Source organism: Streptomyces sp. NBC_00461 (assembly GCF_036013935.1).
In the GTDB taxonomy this organism is placed as follows: Bacteria; Actinomycetota; Actinomycetes; order Streptomycetales; family Streptomycetaceae; genus Streptomyces.
In genome coordinates this window covers 8,109,787-8,124,261 of the sequence record NZ_CP107902.1, presented here as the reverse complement: position 1 = coordinate 8,124,261, position 14,475 = coordinate 8,109,787, and the positions used below count along the sequence as shown (strand labels likewise).

Sequence of the window (14,475 nt, the reverse complement as noted above, 5' to 3'; positions counted from 1 at the left end):
ATGGGACGAGTCACGGAACGACGCAAGGTGATCCGCATCCGGGACGGGGTCGTCTCCACCCGCCCCGACACGCTCGTCGCCGAGGAGCCCCTGGAGATCAGGCTCAACGGCAAGCCCCTCGCCATCACCATGCGCACTCCGGGCGACGACTTCGCGCTGGCCGCGGGCTTCCTGGTCAGCGAGGGCGTACTCGCCGAGCAGAGCGACCTGCAGAACATCGTGTACTGCGCGGGCGCGACGGTCGACGGCTCGAACACCTACAACGTGGTGGACGTACGGACCGCGCCGGGAGTCGTGATCCCCGACATCACGCTGGAGCGGAACGTCTACACCACCTCGTCCTGCGGCCTGTGCGGCAAGGCGAGCCTGGACGCGGTGCGTACGACAGCGCGCTGGCCGATCGCCGACACTCCCCCGGTCCGCGTCGAACCCGAGCTGCTGGCGAGCCTCCCCGACCGGCTCCGTGCGGCCCAGCGGGTCTTCGACCGGACCGGGGGTCTGCACGCGGCGGCCCTGTTCACCGAGGACGGCGAACTGCTCGACATACGGGAGGACGTGGGCCGGCACAACGCGGTCGACAAGCTCGTGGGCCGCGCCCTGCAGAACGGCGACCTGCCGCTGTCCCGCACGATCCTCCTGGTCTCGGGCCGCGCCTCCTTCGAGCTGGCGCAGAAGGCGGTCATGGCCGGGATCCCGCTCCTGGCGGCGGTCTCGGCGCCCTCGTCGCTGGCCGTGGACCTGGCCGCCGAGACCGGGCTGACCCTGGTGGGCTTCCTGCGGGGCAGCTCCATGAACGTGTACGCGGGCGAGGACCGCATCGCTCTGCGGACCGCGGCCGCCCAGGGGTGACCGGCTCTCCGCGACACGGCGGCGGGGCCCCGGCCGGCGGGGAGCGCCCCCTGCGCCGCAGGGGCCCCGCCTCAGCTTGTTCGACCGGCCGCGGGGATCGGCCTTGCTGCGCCAGGCCTTGCTGTGCCAGGCCTGACTGTGGCAGGCCTGGCTGTGCGAAGCCCTTCTGCGCCCGCCTGGGTGTCAGCCCGCCACGAACCGCACCTCGCCCACCGTCACCACCGTGCCGAGCCGTGGGAAGTCCAGCCGTACCGACGCGTCGTGCTCGGCGGCCGTGAACGCGGCCATGGCGTCCTCGGCGAAGACCAGGTCGTAGCCGAGGTCCTTGGCGGCGCGGGCGGTGGACTCGACTCCGAGGTTGGTGGCGATGCCCCCGAACACGAGGGTCGTGACGCCGCGTTCGCGCAGGAGACCGTCGAGGCCGGTGCCCTGGAATGCGCCGATCGTGCGCTTCACCACCTCCAGGTCGCCGTCCTGGGCGAGTCCGGCCGCGAGGCCGCTGCCTGGCGGCTGTTCGGCGACGCCGGGGCGTTCGACCCGAACGAGGACGACGGTCGCACCCGCCGTACGGAAGGCGGTCGCCAACTCCTCGGCGGCGGACAGGACTTCGGTGCCCTTGCGGGGCTCCAGGGGCAGCGCGACGATCCGGTCCATCAGATCGACGAGGACGAGGGCGCTGCGTGCGGGATCGAGGGCCAGGGGTGCGGTCATGACGGAACGTTATCCGTCATGAGCCCTCCGTACCGGAGATCCGGATCAACAGGTCCATGAACTGGTCGCGTTCGGCCGCCGAGAGCGGCGCGAGCAACTCGTCGTTGGCCGTGCGCGCCGCCCGCTCGCAGCGCTTCAGCAGTCGCGCACCCGGCTCGGTGAGTGACACCGCGTTCTTGCGCCGGTCCGCGGGGTCCGGTTCGCGCACGGCGAGGCCCGCGGACTGCAGGTCGTTGAGGATGCCGACCAGGTCCTTGGGGTCGAGCCGCACGCCGCGTCCGAGGTCGGCCTGGGCGACGGGGGCGAGGTCGCGGACGGCGGAGAGCACCACGTGGTGCCACATCTTCAGCCCCTCCACGGCCAGCGCCTCGGCCACCAGGTCCCGGCCACGGGCGGCGGCGCGCCCGAGCAGCCAGCTGGGCAGGGAACGGATCTCGGCAAGGGGGGCTTCCGGGGCTTTCGGGGCTTCGGACATGGCCGCAGCCTAGCGAGAAATCGTTGGACTTCCCAATGAAAACGCAATACCGTTGGGATCCCCAATGAATCCAGCCGGCTTCAGCGGGGATCCATTCCCACGACCCCTGGAGGTGCCATGCGCCGAGTCCGCTACGAGTCCACCGGCGGCCCCTTGTTCCCGGAGGACGTCCCGGTGCCGGAGCCCGGCCCGGGCGAGCTCCTCGTACGCTGCGACGCGGTGGGCGTGACGCTCCCCGTCGTCCGCAAGGTCACCGAGGCCGCTGAGCCGATCCCGCTCGGCGGCGAGATCGCCGGGGAGGTCGTGGCCGTCGGCGACGGCGCCACCCGCTTCCGCGCGGGCGACCGCGTGACCGGACTGTGCTTCGGGCACGGCTACGCCGACTTCGCGCCCCTGCGGGAAGACATGGCCTCCCCGATACCGGAAGGTGCCTCCGCGGTCGACGCGGTCACCCTCGTCCGCAGCGGCCTCGTCGCCCTCGGGGCCCTGGAGGCGGCGCGCCCCGAACCGGGCGAGACGGCGCTGGTCACAGCCGCCGCGAGCGGAGTCGGCCACCTCGCCGTGCAGCTGGCCGGGCTACGGGGTGCGGCCCGCGTGGTGGGCGCCGTCTCCGATCCGGGCAAGGCCGACTTCGTCCGGGCCCTCGGCGCCGACGAGGTCGTCACGTACGCCGAGCCGGGCTGGGGAGATCCCGTCGACTACGCACTCGACGCGGTCGGCGGCGACCTGCTCACCCCGGCCGTCGCCGCGCTCGCTCCGGGCGGCCGCCTGGTGGCGTACAGCTCGGGCGGCGGGACGATCCACGCGTACGACCTTCTCGTCGGCGCGAAGTCCGTGATCGGCTTCCAGATGGCGCGGATCGCCCGCGGAAAGCCGGAGGTGTACGAGCGATGGCGTCAGGAGCTGTGGCGGCTGTTCTCCGAGGGCTCGCTGAAGCCCGCCGTGCACGAGGAGTTCGCGCTGGAGGACGCGGCCAAGGCGCACGCGGTGATCGAATCGCGGAGCAACCTGGGCAAGGTGGTCCTGCGCCCGTCAACTTGACCAGGCCCTGAAGGACCGGGCTTGGAGGTAGTGCCCAGCTGGCTGCTGGGGTGGACTCCTGCGTCCAGACACCCCGTTATGGGATGGCAGGGACGCGTGCTCACGCCCCGCATTGCACACGCTCTCGCCACGGGTGGCGATGTTGTGGGAAGCGTTCCGGTCGGCGTGGGCAACGACCCCGCACGCCCGGCAGAGGAGAAGCCCCTGGTTGGGTTCCGCGCCAGATCATGCCGAAACCTGCATCTATGCGTCAGCCCTGACGCCCCGTCACCACCCGTGCGGCGTAGTCCACAGGCGCGGCACACCCCGCTGGCGAGTGGCTCGTTGTGTGTGGTGAGTTCTGCGGGTCGCGACCGGTGCGACCCGTCGTCCAAGTAGGAGGCAGTCACTTGGATGCCGGCACCACCCTGCTCGGCTCGTTACTGGCAGCCGCGGGCGTGCTGGGGGCAGCCGCCGTGGCGTACCTGGGCAAGCGCGGGGAGAACGCACTGAGCGGCTACTCCAGCCTGACCGACAAGCTGCAGACCGAGCGCGACCGCCTGGAACGCCAGGTCGCCGAACGGGACACGCGCATCAGCGAGTTGTCCACGCTGCACGCGGCCGACCAGTCGGAGATCGCGCGGCTCAGGCTGGACATCCACCGACTGGGAGGTGCGCCGTGAGGTCCCGATTCGAGCGGCTGCTCGCCCCGCGATGGCGCAGCGTCTTCCTCGTCTGCGTGCTGATCACGCTCTGCGGCGTCGCCGTGATCCTCTGGGCGCGCATCGATGCCGGCGACCGCCGCGCCGACCAGATGCAGGACGAGGTGGACCGGCGCGGCAAGGCCGTGTCCACGCTCGCCCGAGACGTGCGGGCCCTGCGTGCCCAGGTCCGGGCCGGTGGCGGCACCCCGGCGGCCCCCGATCCCTCCGAGGCGGTCGACGACCTGCTCGACAGGATCCGGGTGCCCGCGGCCCTGCCCGGCGCGCGCGGCGAGAAGGGCGAGCGCGGGGCCACGGGCTCGGGCGGCGCGGCCGGGGCCGGCGGTGCGTCGGGACCGCGCGGCGAGCCCGGCCCGTCTGGGCCACCCGGACCCGAGGGCCAGGACGGGCCGGAGGGCTCCCCGGGTCCGTCCGGGCCGCCCGGTGATCCCGGTCCCGCGGGGGCCGACGGTTTCACCGGTGCCGCCGGTCCCGAGGGCCGCTCGGGCAGCGATGGCACCCAGGGCGTCCAAGGCCCCAGAGGGGAGAAGGGGGAACCCGGCCCGAAGGGCGACCCCGGCCCCGCCTGCCCCGACGGCTACAGCCTCCAGGTTCCCGCCACCGACCCGGACGCCCTGGTCTGCCGCAAGGCGGGCGCGGGCGCACCGGCGCCGACTCCCGCTCCCGCGGCCGTACTCCCGGTCCTGCCGGTACTGCGCCGCCGCGATCCCGTCGAGTAGCCGCACGCTTCTTGTGAGGCTCCCGAGACCCCAACTAGCCTCTGTGACACGGACGTTGGACGTGGGATGTCCAGATGTCCAGACCTCTGAAGGGCAGGTTCGCACCATGCCGTCACGTCTTCGCGCACGTCTGAGAGCAACCCTCACCGCCGTGTTCACCACGGCCGCACTGCTCACGCTGCCGAGTACGGCACACGCCCAACCTCCCACCCCCGCACCCGACTTCGAGCAGCAGGTCCTCTTCAAGGCCTCCCAGGACCCCGGTTACGCCTGCTTCCGCATCCCGGCGGTGGTGAGGACCACCGAGGGCACTCTGCTGGCGTTCGCCGAAGGGCGGGTCCTCAACTGCGGGGACGCCGCCGACATAGACATCGTCGTCAAGCGCTCCACGGACGACGGCCGCACCTGGGGCCCGCTCCAGGTCGTCACCCGCGGAGACGGCGACACCCACGGGAACCCCGCACCGGTCGTGGACCGCGACACCGGCCGCATCCTGCTGGCCGAGACGTACAACACGGGCCGTACGGACGGCGCGAGTTGCACGGTGCCCTGCGACCGCACCCCGCACCTGCAGTACAGCGACGACGACGGGCTCACCTGGTCCCGGCCCCGCGACCTGCGCTCCGAGATCCTGCCCGCGAACTGGAACTCCTGGTACGCCACCGGACCCGTGCACGGCATCCAGCTCACCCGCGGCAGGCACGCCGGCCGGCTGGTCCTCGGGGTCAACACCGAGACCTGGGAGGGGAGTCGGGTCACCGCCAACCATGCGGCGCTGATCGTCAGCGACGACGGCGGCGACCACTGGCGGATCGGCGCCACGGACTCCTGGCCGATCGCCGACGACGGCACCTTCCGGCAGAAGCCCTCGGAGGTCACGGTCACCGAGCGCACCGACGGCTCGATCCTGATCAGCGGCCGCGAACAGGACGGTACCGATCTCGGGCACCGCACCCAGACGGTCAGCCGCGACGGCGGCGACAGCTTCGCCGCCCCCTTCCGCGGTCTGCCGGACCTCTACGCGCCGCAGGTGCAGGGCGCGACGCTCCGCCTGGGCAAGCGCATCCTGCTGTCCTGCCCCGGCGACCCCGACCGCCGCCGCACCATGATGATCCGCTCCTCCTACGACGGCGGACGCACCTGGGACAGCGTGGACCGCGGCACGGTCGTCACCGCCGACTGGTCCGGCTACTCCGACATGGTGCGTATCGACCACGACATGGTGGGGCTGATGTACGAGGGCGGTGCCGTCGACGCGCGCGACGAGATCCGCTTCGCCCGCTTCACCGAGGACTGGCTGCAGCCGCGCCGCGGTCCCGATCCGACCACAGTGGACCGCGCTCCGCACGCCGAGCCCGCGGCCGTGCTGGGCGGCGCCCGCAGGACGGACGGCGTGTTCGGCGGGGCGCTGGAGTTCGACGGTGCCGACGACGCCGTACGGCTGCCGTATCGCGATGAACTCCCGCTCGGTACCAAGGACTTCACGGCATCGCTGTGGTTCCGGTACACGGCTGCCGGCGGTGAGCAGCCGCTGCTGTGGATGGGCGGGATCGGCACCACTCAGCCCCAGGTCTGGCTGCGCGGCGAACCCGCGAGCGACCGTATCCAGGGCCTGATCACCGTGCGCGACGGCGCTTCGGCCCCGCGGTCGGTGTCCGTCCGCGCGGCCGGCGCCCACAATGACGGCCGGTGGCACCACCTGACGTTGCGGCGCGGCGGGGGCCAATTGACGATCGCCGTCGACGGGGTGCAGTCGAGCGCCGCGGACGTACCGGGGTCGGTCAGCCGCAACTCGCCGTTCGGCGTGCACATCGGGCAGCGCATGGACAGCCGGGCCTTCTTCACCGGTGCGATCGACGACGTCCGCGTGTGGGACCGGGCGCTGAGCGACGAGGAACTCGCCGGCCGTGACTCCTCCAGGCGGGACACCGTCCTGTGGCTGCCCATGGACCATGTGAGCGGCAGCCACTAACGTCCCGTGGGTGCCCGACGACGTACGAGCACGACAGCGGACGGGAACCGGCCTCGGCCTGCTGCTGGCCCTGGTTCTCGGGGCCGTGCTGCTCACCGCCCTCCCGGACGACGGTGAACGGGAGGGCGGTTGCACCCCGCACACGGTCGCCGCGTGGTCGGCGGACGACCGCCTCACCGACGAGTTCTCCCGCTACGGCGACGACGCCGGCCGCAGCGACGACTGGACCGGCGGCGACGGCACCCACTCGGTGCGGCTGCCGGACGGGCGGCTGCTGTGGCTGTTCTCCGACACCTATCTCGGCCGGGTGCACGGCCCGCCCGGCCCGGTCGGCGAGTCATCCGCCTGGCGGGACGCGACGGCTCCGCTGGTGCGCAACTCGGCCGTGGTGATGGACGGCGGGGGCCGGCTGAAGCGCACGCTTCCCGCCCCGCTCTTCCCCGACCCCGCCCCGGGCCAGTGGCGTTGGCCCGTGGCGGCCCGGGTCGAGCCCCGCTCCCCCGGCTCCTCGGAGCAGGTCGTCCGGGTGCTGCTGTGGGTGCGGGCCGCCGGGCAGCCGCCGTGGATCTACGGGGTGCCGACCGCCACCGAGGTGGCCACCCTCTCGCTGCCCGGTCTGCGGGTCGAGTCGGTGGTGAGGGTGCTCGACCAGAGCCTGGTCGCCGATCCCTCGCGGCGGGTCCTGTTCGGCACGACGCTGGTCGCGAAGGGCGGCTGGACGTATGTGTTCGGCGGTGACGACGGGCAGGCCGCGTCCCGGCCGGCCTCGTCGGCGTATGTGGCGCGGGTGCCCAGGGGGCGGCTCGGGGAGCCGGCCGCCTGGCAGTACTGGAACGGTTCCGGGTGGGCGACCGGTGCGCGCCCGCGCGCGGTGCTCGGCGACGGACGGCGCACCGGGGTGGGCAGCGCCTTCTCGGTGGTGCGGGAGGGCGGTACGTACGTGCTGTTCACGATGGCCGCCGGCACCGCGGGGCTGACCACGGTGACCTCGTACTGGTCCTGCTCCCCCACCGGGCCGTGGCACGGCCCGGCGAAGGACTTCAGCCCCTCGCTGCCCGGTGCGGGAGTCGCCGCGTACAACCCGCAGGTGCATCCCGAACTGAGCGGCGACGGACGTCTGGTGCTGAGCTACGACGTCAACTGGCTGGAGACGGGCGGCGCTTCGGCGAGCATCAACGCGAACGTGACCCTGTACCGACCGCGGTTCGTGACGGTGCGGCTGGCGCGGACCCGGTGACCTGCGCGTTCTCCTCAACGGGATCGTGCGAGCGGCGCTTGGCGATCACCGCGCACACCATCAGCTGCATCTGGTGGAAGAGCATCAGCGGCAGCACGGCCAGTGAGGCGTGCGCGCCGAACAGGACGCTCGCCATGGGCAGTCCGGAGGCGAGGGACTTCTTGGAGCCGGCGAACTGGATGGCGATCCGGTCCTCCCGGTTGAACCGCAGTGCCCTGCCGCCGTACCAGGTCAGGGCGAGCATCACGGCGAGCAGCACGGCCTCGACGACCAGCAGACCGCCCAGCCTGGCAGGGCTCACCTGGTGCCAGATGCCCTGGACCATGCCCTCGCTGAACGCCGTGTAGACGACGAGGAGTATCGAGCCGCGGTCGACCAGGCCGAGGACCTTCTTGTGCCGGGCGACGAACCCGCCGATCCAGCGGCGCAGCAGCTGTCCCGCCAGGAACGGCACCAGCAGCTGCAGCACGATCTGGACGAGCGAGTCGGTGGAGAACCCGCCGGCGCTGTTGCCGAGCACGGCGGCCGCCAGGAGCGGGGTGATGACGATGCCGACCAGGGAGGAGAAGGAGCCCGCGCAGATCGCGGCGGGCACGTTTCCGCGGGCCATCGACGTGAAGGCGATCGAGGACTGGATGGTCGACGGGACGAGCGTGAGGAAGAGCAGGCCCTGGTAGAGCGGTTGGGTCAGCAGGACCGGGACGAGACCGCGGGCGGCCAGGCCCAGCAGCGGGAAGATCACGAACGTACAGGCCAGAACGGTGACGTGGAGCCGCCAGTGCTTGAGCCCGTCCATCGCCTCACGGGTCGAGAGCCGTGCGCCGTACAGGAAGAAGAGGAAGGCGATCGCTGCCGTGGAGGCGCCGGAGGCCACGTCGGCCGCGGCCCCGCGCGCCGGGAGGAGGGCCGCGAGACCCACCGTCCCGAGCAGCAGCAGGATGTACGGGTCGATCGGCATCCAAGCCGGCCATTGCAGGCGTTTCACGGTGCTCCACTTGCTGATTGCTGGTCGCTGTCCGAGGCCCGCAGGGCCCCTGTTCATCGTCCTCCTCCGGCAGCTGATCGGGAATCCGTCATACCGCTCTGACTGTCATCGCGTTCCGCGATAAGCGGCTACCGTTGTCGGTATGTACGACCCCTCTCACCTGCGTACCTTCCTGGCGGTCGCCCAGACCCTGAGCTTCACGCAGGCCGCCCGGCGGCTCGGGCTGCGCCAGTCGACGGTGAGCCAGCATGTGCGGCGGCTTGAGGACGCCACCGGGCGGCAGTTGTTCACCCGGGACACCCACTCCGTGGAGCTGACGGAGGACGGCGAGGCGATGCTCGGGTTCGCGCGCAGGATCCTGGAGGTGCAGGAGCAGGCGTCGGCGTTCTTCACGGGCACCCGGCTGCGCGGTCGGCTGCGCTTCGGCGCCTCCGAGGACTTCGTGCTGACCCGGTTGCCGGAGATCCTGGAGGGCTTCCGGCACGATCATCCCGAGGTCGACCTGGAGCTGACGGTCGAGCTGTCGGGCACCCTGCACGAGCAGCTCGCCGCCGGGAAGCTGGACCTGGTGCTGGCCAAGCGGCGCCCCGAGGAGCCGAGGGGCGAGCTGGTCTGGCACGACGAGCTGGTGTGGATCGGCGCGGAACGGCTGCGTCTGGACGCCGACCGCCCGGTGCCGCTGATCGTGTATCCGCCGCCGGGCATCACGCGTGCCCTCGCCCTGGAGGCGTTGGAGCGCCAGGGGCGGCAGTGGCGCATCGCGTGCACGAGCGGCAGCCTCAACGGGCTGATCGCCGCGGCCCGCGCGGGCCTGGGTGTGATGGCCCACTCCCGGGGTCTGGTCCCGCCGGGCCTGGTCCGCGTCCCCGAACGCTCCGGCCTCCCCGAGCTGGGCCGCGTCGACTTCGTCCTCGTCCACGGCCGCCGCCGCGCCTCGGCACAGGGCGCGGCGGACGCCCTCGCGGGAGTGATCCTGGCGGGCGGGGACCGGCTGCAGCGCCGGCGCACCGGCTAGCTTGAGTTTTGGATGTCCGTGCCGGCCTTCGTGGTGGCCGGGGTCGGCGGACGGCTGCTGCACGGTGTGCCGGCCCGGATCACCGTCGGCGGAGGGCTGCTGCTGGTCGGCACCGGGCAGTTCTGCACGACCGTCCTGGGCGCGGAGTCGACGGCGACAGCGCTGGTGCCGGGACTGGTACTGGTCGGTGTCGGTACGGGGCTGGTCTCACCCGGTATAGCGGGTGCGGCGCTGGCCGCCGTGGAGCCGGAGCGGTCGGGGATGGCGGGCGGCGCGGTCAACACCTTCCGCCAGCTCGGCTATGCGCTCGGCATCGCGGTCTACGGAACCGTGGTGACATCGCGTATGCAAGGCACCTTGCCGCACGACGCGGCCCACGCCCTGGCGGGCGGCGCGGCCGGCGCACTGCGCGGCACCTTCTCCGAACACACGCTGCGGGCCGCGTTCGCCTCGGGGCTCAACTCGGCGGCGGTGGTGGCGGGACTGACCGCGACGGCCGCGGGAGCCCTCGTGGCCACGCTGGTCAGGACGGTGCGGGCGCCCCGGAAGGGTGTGACGGAATCCGCCGTTCCTGCGCTGACGGGGGAGAGGACCGGGGCCCGCGGATGAGGCCGCTGACGTGCGGCGGGGGCCGCGGCAAGGTCGTACAGATTCGGTGGAGATTAGGGGACCGAAACTTACTCAACCGTCAGGTTTCTGTCCGACCCTTACCGATGTGAGCGCATTTTCCGGGCCGTGACCAGCACGCACGAGGCCACCGCCCGGCTTCGACCCCCCTCCCGCCCTCTCCCCGTGTGGGGTAGCTTTCACGGCGCTGCACGGAGTGTCACTCATTACAGGGCGCTGAGGAGCGGGGAGCGGGGTTTGCGCGAGTTCACCAACCCTCCGTTGGCGTTGTCACCGCCGGTGGGCGGCCTGGCCGACGTCGTCTTCGAGCGTGCCCAGGACGACCCGCTGCACATCGCTCTCGGCCGCAAGGACGAGCAGGAACAGTGGCGTGACGTGACCTCGGCCGAGTTCCGGGACGAGGTGCTGGCCCTCGCCAAGGGGCTGCTCGCCCGCGGCATCCGGTTCGGCGACCGCGTCGCGATCATGTCCCGTACCCGCTACGAGTGGACCCTCTTCGACTTCGCGCTGTGGACGATCGGCGCGCAGGTGGTGCCGATCTACCCCACCTCGTCGGCCGAGCAGTGCTTCTGGGCGCTGTACGACGCCGAGTGCACGGCGGCGGTCGTGGAGCACGAGGACCACGCGATGACGATCGCCACCGTCATCGACCGGCTGCCGCACCTGCACCAGCTGTGGCAGCTCGACTCCGACGCCGTGCAGGAGCTGTACGACGCCGGCGCGTACATCGACGACGACGTGGTCCACCGGCACCGTCAGGCGGTCACGCCCGACTCGACCGCGACGGTCATCTACACCTCGGGCACCACGGGCCGCCCCAAGGGCTGTGTCATCACGCACGCCAGCTTCATGTACGAGGCGGACACGGTCGCCGAGCACATGGGGCCGGTGTTCCACTCCAAGAAGGGCGACGAGGCGGCGACCCTGCTGTTCCTGCCGCTCGCGCACGTCTTCGGGCGGATGGTGCAGGTCACCGCGATCCGCCACGGGATCCGCTTCGGCCACCAGCCGCAGCTGAACGCCGCCGCACTGCTGCCGGACCTGCAGGTGTTCAAGCCGACGTTCATCCTCGCGGTGCCGTACATCTTCGAGAAGGTCTTCAACGCCTCCCGCCGCAAGGCCGAGAAGGAGGGCAAGGCGGGGCCGTTCGAGAAGGCCGTCGACGTCGCCGTGAAGTACGCGGACGCCGTCGAGGCGAAGGCCTGGGGCATCGGTCCGGGCCCGTCGGCGGGTCTGCGCATGCAGCACCAGCTGTTCGACAAGCTCGTGTACTCCAAGGTCCGGGCCGCCATGGGCGGCCGCCTCCGCAACGCCATCTCGGGCGGCTCGGCGATGGACCGGCGGCTCGGCCTGTTCTTCGCGGGCGCGGGTGTGCAGATCTACGAGGGCTACGGCCTCACGGAGTCGACGGCGGCCGCGACCGCCAACCCGCCGGGGCGCACTCGTTACGGCACCGTCGGGCAGCCCATCCCGGGCGTCACCGTGCACATCGGGGACGACAGCGAGATCTGGTTGCACGGCGCCAACATCTTCCAGGGCTACCTGAACAACCAGAAGGCCACCGACGCGACCCTGCACGACGGCTGGCTCGCCACCGGTGACCTGGGCGCCCTCGACGAGGACGGCTACCTCACCATCACCGGCCGCAAGAAGGAGATCCTCGTGACCTCCGGCGGCAAGAGCGTCTCCCCGGCGGTGCTGGAGGAGCGTGTCCGCGACCATCCGCTGGTCAACCAGTGCATAGTCGTCGGCAACGACCGCCCGTACATCGCCGCCCTGGTCACCCTCGACCAGGAGGCCGTCGAGCACTGGCTGACGATGCGTGGCAAGCCGCAGATGTCACCGGCCCAGCTGGTGCGCGACGCCGACCTGGAGACGGAGGTGCGGCGCGCGGTGGTCGCCGCCAACACCCTCGTCTCCCAGGCCGAGTCGATCCGCACCTTCCGCATACTGGCCCAGCCGTTCACCGAGGAACACGGTCTGCTGACCCCGTCCCTGAAGCTGAAGCGGAAGGCCATCGAGAACGCCTACGCCAACGAGGTCGAGGCGCTCTACCGGGCCTGACGTCCCGTCAGGCGACGTTCGCTCAGCTGATGTTCACTCAGCTGATGTTCACCCGGAAGAGCTTGTCCGATCCGTCCGGCTCGTTTCCGTTGTTGTCGCAGTTGGTGGTCGACAGCCACAGCTGGTCGGAGCCCGGCACCTTGGTCACGGTCCGCAGACGGCCGTACGTTCCCACGTAGTACGCCGTCGGTGTGCCGACGCTCTCGTTGTCGCCGTTGATCGGGATCCGCCACAGCCGTTCGCCGCGCAGCGAGGCCATGTAGACGACGTTGCGGACGATCGCGATGCCGCTGGGCGAGGCCTCGGAGACGTTCCAGGTGGCCTTCGGGTTGGTCATCCCGGAGACGCTGCAGTTGCCCTCGCAGGTGGGCCAGCCGTAGTTGGCGCCCGGCTTGATGAGGTTCAGTTCGTCCTTGGAGCTGTTGCCGAACTCCGCTTCCCACAGGCGGCCGTTGCGGTCGAAGGCGAGGCCCTGCGGGTTGCGGTGGCCGAGGCTGTAGACGTAGTTGCCGAACGGGTTGCCGGGGGCCGCCTTCCCGTCCGTCGTCATGCGCAGGATCTTGCCGTTGAGGGAGTTCTTGTCCTGCGCGAGGTCGGGCGTCTGGGCCTCGCCGGTGGAGACGTACAGGTAGCCGTCGGGGCCGAAGAGGAGGCGGCCGCCGTTGTGGTAGCGGTTCTTCTTGATGCCCTGGAGCAGGACCTTGTAGTCGCTGAGACTCGTGCCGTCGTAGGTCATGCGGACCACGCGGTTGCCTTCGGACGCGGTGTGCATGAAGTAGACGTAGTGGTTGGTGTCCCACCTGGGGTCGGCCGCCACGCCGAGCAGACCGCCCTCGCCGTTGGTGGTGACGGCGTTGGGGACCGTGCCGACCTGGGTCCGCGTGCCGTCCTTGGTCACCTTCCAGACCCGGAAGTCGTCCCGCTCGGTGACCAGCGCGGTCTTCCCGTCGGGCATCCAGTAGGTGCCCCAGGGGATGGTCCAGCCGGTGGAGAGGGTGGAGACGGAGGACGGGACGCCGCCGTCCGTCGCGCACGCCTTGGTCGTGAAACTCACCGTGTTGCTCTCCGGTGAGACATTGCCCGCTGCGTCGCGGGCTGCCACGTTCAGCGAGTACGGGCTGTTGCAGGCGAGCCCGGTGAGCGTCGTGGACGTGCCGGAGGTAACGGTCTTGTAGACGGTGCCGGCGCTGCGCACGTCGTAGGCGACGACGGCCCGGTCGTCCGTGGAGGCACCCCACGTCAGGTCGGCGCTGTTCGCCGTGACGCCGGCGGCGGACAGGGTGCCCGGCCTGGTCGGCGCGGTGGTGTCGGAGCTGGGCTTGGTGGTGCAGTCGACGACGGGGCTGGCGGAGGAGGTGTTGCCCGCCGCGTCGCGGGCGATGACGGTGAGGTCGTAGGTGGTGTTCGGGGTCAGCCCGGTCAGCGTCCTGGAGGTCGAACTCCCCGGCACCTCACCGATCTTGTTGCCGTGCTCGTACAGGTCGTACGCCGTCACGGCCACGTTGTCCGTCGAGGCACCCCAGGCCAGGGTGAGCGTGTCTTCCCCGATGTCGGAGCAACTGGGCGGGCCGGGGCGGGTCGGAGCCTGGGCGTCGGCCGCCGCGTCGACGCTGATCCGGTCCAGGTTGGGGCCGCCGTTCGCGGTGGTGGCGGTCGCGCGGATCTTGTCGGAGCCGGCGGTGAGCGGGACGTTGACGGTCTTCGTGGTCCAGGTGTTCCAGTCGGCTGTGGCCGGGAAGGACACAGCGGAGGCGACGACCGTGCCGCCCACCGAGATGTCCATCGGGCGGTCCACTGACGTGCCGTTGGCGTACCGGAAGGTCACCGCCGAGGTGCCCGCGGCGGCCGCGCTCACCGTGAACTCCACGGAGGAACCCTTGACGTTGGTGTAGTCGACGAAGCCGGTGCCCGTGTATCCGGTGTGGTTGGTGGCCACGGTGCCCTGCGAGATCTGGGCGTTCTCGGCCTGGTAGTCGGTGGCGGCGAGCGCGGTGCCCTGGCTCAGGCCCGCGAGGGGCAGGGCGAGGGCCGCGGCCACGCCGTACGGCAGGACTCTCTTCAGATTCATGGGTGTTCCCC

At 71.4% G+C, this 14,475-nt stretch carries 12 protein-coding genes and 1 pseudogene; 9 read left to right on the top strand and 4 right to left on the bottom strand.

Translation table 11 applies throughout. From position 1 onward, the window contains the following. Positions 1 to 849 carry a formate dehydrogenase accessory sulfurtransferase FdhD gene (gene fdhD / locus OG870_RS37670; protein ID WP_266525289.1) on the top strand — a complete coding sequence of 283 codons (849 nt, stop codon included), beginning with the start codon at positions 1 to 3 and terminating at the stop codon, positions 847 to 849. A gap of 183 nt (positions 850 to 1,032) precedes the next feature. Here the strand turns inward: fdhD and OG870_RS37665 are convergent, their stop codons facing one another. Then, a complete protein-coding gene (locus OG870_RS37665; protein ID WP_266591332.1) occupies positions 1,033 to 1,560 on the bottom strand; it encodes an isochorismatase family protein in 528 nt (175 codons plus the stop codon). 16 nt (positions 1,561 to 1,576) lie between these two features. Beyond that, positions 1,577 to 2,035 carry a MarR family winged helix-turn-helix transcriptional regulator gene (locus OG870_RS37660; protein WP_266591331.1) on the bottom strand — a complete coding sequence of 153 codons (459 nt, stop codon included), beginning with the start codon at positions 2,033 to 2,035 and terminating at the stop codon, positions 1,577 to 1,579. Between the two features lie 117 nt (positions 2,036 to 2,152). On the opposite strand from OG870_RS37660, the gene OG870_RS37655 reads away from it, so the two are divergent. From OG870_RS37655 to OG870_RS37630, 5 genes are all read left to right on the top strand, one after another. Next, on the top strand, positions 2,153 to 3,076 hold the full coding sequence (locus OG870_RS37655; protein WP_266591330.1) for a quinone oxidoreductase family protein: 924 nt from the start codon (positions 2,153 to 2,155) through the stop codon (positions 3,074 to 3,076). A gap of 389 nt (positions 3,077 to 3,465) precedes the next feature. After that, positions 3,466 to 3,738, top strand: coding sequence for a hypothetical protein (locus OG870_RS37645; RefSeq protein WP_266591329.1), 273 nt, complete (start codon positions 3,466 to 3,468; stop codon positions 3,736 to 3,738). Then, positions 3,735 to 4,496: a collagen-like triple helix repeat-containing protein gene (locus OG870_RS37640; RefSeq protein WP_266591328.1), complete on the top strand. Its 762-nt coding sequence runs from the start codon at positions 3,735 to 3,737 to the stop codon at positions 4,494 to 4,496. The genes OG870_RS37645 and OG870_RS37640 overlap by 4 nt, the downstream gene beginning before the upstream one ends. A gap of 106 nt (positions 4,497 to 4,602) precedes the next feature. Continuing rightward, the gene (locus OG870_RS37635) at positions 4,603 to 6,468 is read left to right on the top strand and encodes a sialidase family protein (protein ID WP_266591327.1); all 1,866 of its coding nucleotides are present in this window, start codon (positions 4,603 to 4,605) and stop codon (positions 6,466 to 6,468) included. Between the two features lie 10 nt (positions 6,469 to 6,478). Then, the gene (locus tag OG870_RS37630) at positions 6,479 to 7,705 is read left to right on the top strand and encodes a DUF4185 domain-containing protein (RefSeq protein WP_266591326.1); all 1,227 of its coding nucleotides are present in this window, start codon (positions 6,479 to 6,481) and stop codon (positions 7,703 to 7,705) included. On the opposite strand, the gene OG870_RS37625 is transcribed toward OG870_RS37630, so the two are convergent. Next, the gene (locus tag OG870_RS37625; RefSeq protein WP_266525849.1) at positions 7,641 to 8,663 is read right to left on the bottom strand and encodes a bile acid:sodium symporter family protein; all 1,023 of its coding nucleotides are present in this window, start codon (positions 8,661 to 8,663) and stop codon (positions 7,641 to 7,643) included. The genes OG870_RS37630 and OG870_RS37625 overlap by 65 nt on opposite strands. 169 nt (positions 8,664 to 8,832) lie before the next feature. Between OG870_RS37625 and OG870_RS37620 the strand changes: the two genes are divergently transcribed. The 3 genes and pseudogenes from OG870_RS37620 (at position 8,833) to OG870_RS37610 (ending at position 12,396) form a co-directional block, all read left to right on the top strand. Further along, positions 8,833 to 9,705, top strand: a complete 873-nt coding sequence (locus OG870_RS37620; protein WP_266591325.1) for a LysR substrate-binding domain-containing protein — start codon at positions 8,833 to 8,835, stop codon at positions 9,703 to 9,705. A 9-nt stretch (positions 9,706 to 9,714) separates the two neighbouring features. After that, positions 9,715 to 10,314 (top strand): annotated as a pseudogene (locus tag OG870_RS37615) (MFS transporter); the annotation flags it as partial. A gap of 255 nt (positions 10,315 to 10,569) precedes the next feature. Next, positions 10,570 to 12,396: an AMP-dependent synthetase/ligase gene (locus tag OG870_RS37610; protein ID WP_266591324.1), complete on the top strand. Its 1,827-nt coding sequence runs from the start codon at positions 10,570 to 10,572 to the stop codon at positions 12,394 to 12,396. Between the two features lie 37 nt (positions 12,397 to 12,433). Here the strand turns inward: OG870_RS37610 and OG870_RS37605 are convergent, their stop codons facing one another. Next, positions 12,434 to 14,464, bottom strand: coding sequence for a PQQ-dependent sugar dehydrogenase (locus OG870_RS37605; protein WP_266843298.1), 2,031 nt, complete (start codon positions 14,462 to 14,464; stop codon positions 12,434 to 12,436). Positions 14,465 to 14,475: the final 11 nt, after the last annotated feature.

Coding starts and splice junctions, on each gene's coding strand:
- fdhD (WP_266525289.1), top strand. CDS start 1: ATGGGACGAGTCACGGAACGACGCAAGGTGATCCGCATCCGGGACGGG.
- OG870_RS37620 (WP_266591325.1), top strand. CDS start 8,833: ATGTACGACCCCTCTCACCTGCGTACCTTCCTGGCGGTCGCCCAGACC.
- OG870_RS37665 (WP_266591332.1), bottom strand. CDS start 1,560: ATGACCGCACCCCTGGCCCTCGATCCCGCACGCAGCGCCCTCGTCCTC.
- OG870_RS37635 (WP_266591327.1), top strand. CDS start 4,603: ATGCCGTCACGTCTTCGCGCACGTCTGAGAGCAACCCTCACCGCCGTG.
- OG870_RS37655 (WP_266591330.1), top strand. CDS start 2,153: ATGCGCCGAGTCCGCTACGAGTCCACCGGCGGCCCCTTGTTCCCGGAG.
- OG870_RS37625 (WP_266525849.1), bottom strand. CDS start 8,663: ATGCCGATCGACCCGTACATCCTGCTGCTGCTCGGGACGGTGGGTCTC.
- OG870_RS37605 (WP_266843298.1), bottom strand. CDS start 14,464: ATGAATCTGAAGAGAGTCCTGCCGTACGGCGTGGCCGCGGCCCTCGCC.
- OG870_RS37660 (WP_266591331.1), bottom strand. CDS start 2,035: ATGTCCGAAGCCCCGAAAGCCCCGGAAGCCCCCCTTGCCGAGATCCGT.